The 3,205-nt window shown below is 76.1% G+C and carries 1 protein-coding gene; it reads right to left on the reverse strand.

What is annotated here, in order from left to right; genetic code table 11:
• Positions 1-45: 45 nt before the first annotated feature.
• Positions 46-3,205 (reverse strand): AAA family ATPase (locus ND486_RS28685; protein ID WP_251787432.1); only part of this gene is annotated, 3,160 nt, incomplete at its 5' end.

The following is a 3,205-nucleotide window of genomic DNA, read 5'->3' on the forward strand; positions in this document are numbered from 1 at the left end:
GCCGGCCCCGATTCGGGGCCGGCCTCCCGCGTGACGAGGTGCTGGTCAGGGCATCGCGTCGTCGTCCCACGACCCGTCGCCGCAGTCGGTGGCGGCGTCCTCGGCGTGCCAGCGGGTGAGCTGGGCGGCGCGTTCGTCCTCGGGTTCGTCGGCGGCGTCGCGGTAGGCGATCTCGTCGAGCAGCCGGCGGGCGTGCTGGACCGACTGCCCGGTCTGCTCGGCCTCCGGGACCCGCACGACGTCCTCCCCGCTCTGGACCGGCGGCGCCTCACGCACGTCCTCCCGCCGCGACTCGGCCACATCCCGGTCCTCGTCGGGTCGGGCGTCGTCGAGGTGGTCGAAGAGATCGTCCTCGGTGATCTCGCGGTGCCGGTCGTCCTCGGCGACGGCGTCGTCGTGGGCGGCCTTCCACTCGGCGGCGGTGACCCGGTCGTCGGGGTCGTCGTCGGCGTCGCGGGCGGACAGCTCGGCCTTGGACAACTCGGCCTGCGCGCGGGTCTGGGCGGTGTGGGCGAGCCAGCGGCTGCGGGCGTCGTCGACCTCGCCCAGCTCGGTCGCGCGCCGTTCCAGAACTGCGGCGAGCGCGGCGGCCTGGGTGGCCTCGTCGGTGAGGCGCTGCTGCTCGGCCGGGTCGGTCGCCGTGTCGGCTTCGGCGCGGCGCAGGGCGGCGTCCTGGTGGTGGCGGGTCGCGGCCTGGTGGGTGGCGGCGAGCTCGTTGGCGACGTAGCGGGGCGCGGCGGCCAGCTCGCGGTCGTAGGCGCGGACGCGCATCCGGAGCTGGCCGTTGGACAGCTCCAGGTGCTCGCGGTCGATCTCGGGCCTGCCGAGGTCGCGCCACGCCGCGCGGTAGGCGGCGAACTGCTCGACCTGCCCGGGTTGCGGGGCTGGGCCGAGGGCGTCGTCGGGGTCGTCGTGACCTCGGGCCTCGCGGTAGGCCGCGACCCGCCCGACCGTGTCGGCCCAGGCGGCGCGGGCGGGGCCGTCGTCGGGGACCTCGCCGAACGCGGCGAGCGCCCAGGGCTGCGGGGCGTCGGCCAGCTCGGCGCCGAGTGTGTGGGCGCGGTCGTCGGCGGCCTCGGCGAGCGTGCTCAGGTAGGCGTCCCACTCCTTGTCCTCGACCCGGGGGGTCCAGTCGGTCCAGCTCTGTCCGACGGGGTCGAAGCGGTGGCTGTCGCGGATGCGGGAGTAGAGGACGTTGGACACGGTGCGGGCGCCGGTGAGCGGGCCGCGTTCGACGGCGTCGCCCAGGACGGTGTCGGGGTCGTGCCCGGCGAGCTCGGCGCGGCGCAGGATGCGGGTCAGCGCGCCGGTGCCGTCCTCGGCCGCGATGCGGGTGCGCTGGTCGACGGTCAGTGCGCCGGTGTCGACGAGCCGGTCGAGGGCGGCGTTGGTGCGCTCGGTCGCGGCGAGCTGGGCCCCCTCGGCCAGCAGGTCGGCCGCGGTGCGGGTGCTGAGGGCTTCGGCCACGGAGTCGGCGGCGAACGTGAGCGACGAACGCTCGACGGCCTGCTCGCTCGTGTCGAGGATCCCGGCGAGTGTGGCGACCGGGTCGCGATGCACGCCGTGCTCGTGGGTGGTGCCCTCGGCCGCATCCTCCGGGCCGGTGCGGGTGGCGACGTGCGCGGTGTTGGATCCGCGCCCGCGGGACATGCCCACGTAGAGCGCGGCCGCGGCGGTGTTCGGGGTGGCGACGGTGTGGGTGGTGTCGACGGTGGTCCCTTGCGCGGCGTGCACCGTGGAGGCGTAGCCGAGGGCCAGGTGCTCGGCGACGTAGTCGGCGGGCAGCACCAGCCGCTCCCCCGCGTCGCCGTCGGGGTCGGTGGTGACTTCGAGGGCGCCGTCGTCGCGGACGGCGGTGACGCGGTAGGTCTCCCGGTTGATCGGGCCACGGCGGTTGCCCTCGACGCCGGTGAGGTTCCAGCCGTTGCGGCGGGCCTGCACCAGGTCCCCGGCCCCGGCGAAGGTGCCCTGCATCCCGAGCGGGACACCGTGCTCCTCGACCCGCCCGAGGCGGACCAGCTCCCCGCGTAGCTGTGCCGACAGGCGGGCGGCCTGGTCGTTGGTGTCGACCAGCAGCAGCGACCGGCGCCCGTCGAGGGTGTCGGCCAGCCACGCCCGCGCGGCCGAGGCTTCGGCGTCCTCGCGGGTGCCGGCGTCGATGAGGCGGCCGTGCTGGTGGTACTCGCGCAGCACCGTCTCGTCCCCGGCGCGCAGACGCAGGGACGCGGCGCGTTCCCAGCCGTCGGTGAAGCGGCGGGCGTCGGTGAGCTCGTAGCGCGACCCGGCCGCGGCGAGCATGTCCATCCCTCCCCCGGCGCCGACGGCGGCGAGCTGCTTGTGGTCCCCGACCAGCAGCAGCTTCGCCCCCGCCGCATCGACGTGGCCGTGGACGGCGGCCAGCGCGGCGGTGTCAGTCATCGCGGACTCGTCGACGACGACCAGGTCCCCGTCACGCAGCCGCCACGCCTCCTCTCCGTCGACGGCCCGGTGTTCGGCGGGCGCGGCGGCGAGCCGGTCCTGCGTGGACAGCCACCGGGTCACGTTCCGCGCGGTCAGCCCTTCGCCGGTGAGGACGTCGGTGGCGACCTGGCTGGTCGCCAGCCCGAACACCCGCCGCCCGGACTCCGGATCTGCCCAGGCGCGGGCCAGGGTGCCGACGACGAAGGACTTCCCGGTCCCGGCCGGCCCGACGAGCGTCTCGACCCGGGCGCCGGAGGTGAGGACCCCGCGCACCGCGGCTGCCTGGTCGGCCCCGAGGCGCACGCCCTCGTCGTCGAGGCGGGCCAGGAACGCAGCCGCGGCCTGCTCGGTCAGCGCGGCGCCGTCGCGCGAGCTGGTGGCGGCGAGCAGGATGCGTTCGGAGCGGACCTGGTCGGGGGTGGAGTAGATCCGCCCGCCCGGGGCGCGCATCGCGGACTCGCCGTTGGCCAGCAGCAGGTCGGGCGGCAGCAGCGACTCCCCGGGGCGTTCGGCGTCCATCGCGACCGCGTACAGCACCGCTTCGTCGGTGAGCTGGTCAAGCAACGCCGCGACGTCAGTTCCGTCGGGGACGCCCAGGTAGTCGGGCAGGGCGGCGTTGATCGCGCGGGTGAGGTCCGCGCGGGTCCACCCGGCCTTGCGGGAGGCGACGTCGGCCAGGGCCAGCTCGATGACCGCCTGCGGGTGGAACGCCTGCGGTGCGACGTCGCCGCGGCGGGCGGCCAGT

Source organism: Pseudonocardia sp. DR1-2 (assembly GCF_023717215.1).
In the GTDB taxonomy this organism is placed as follows: domain Bacteria; phylum Actinomycetota; class Actinomycetes; order Mycobacteriales; family Pseudonocardiaceae; genus Pseudonocardia; species Pseudonocardia alni.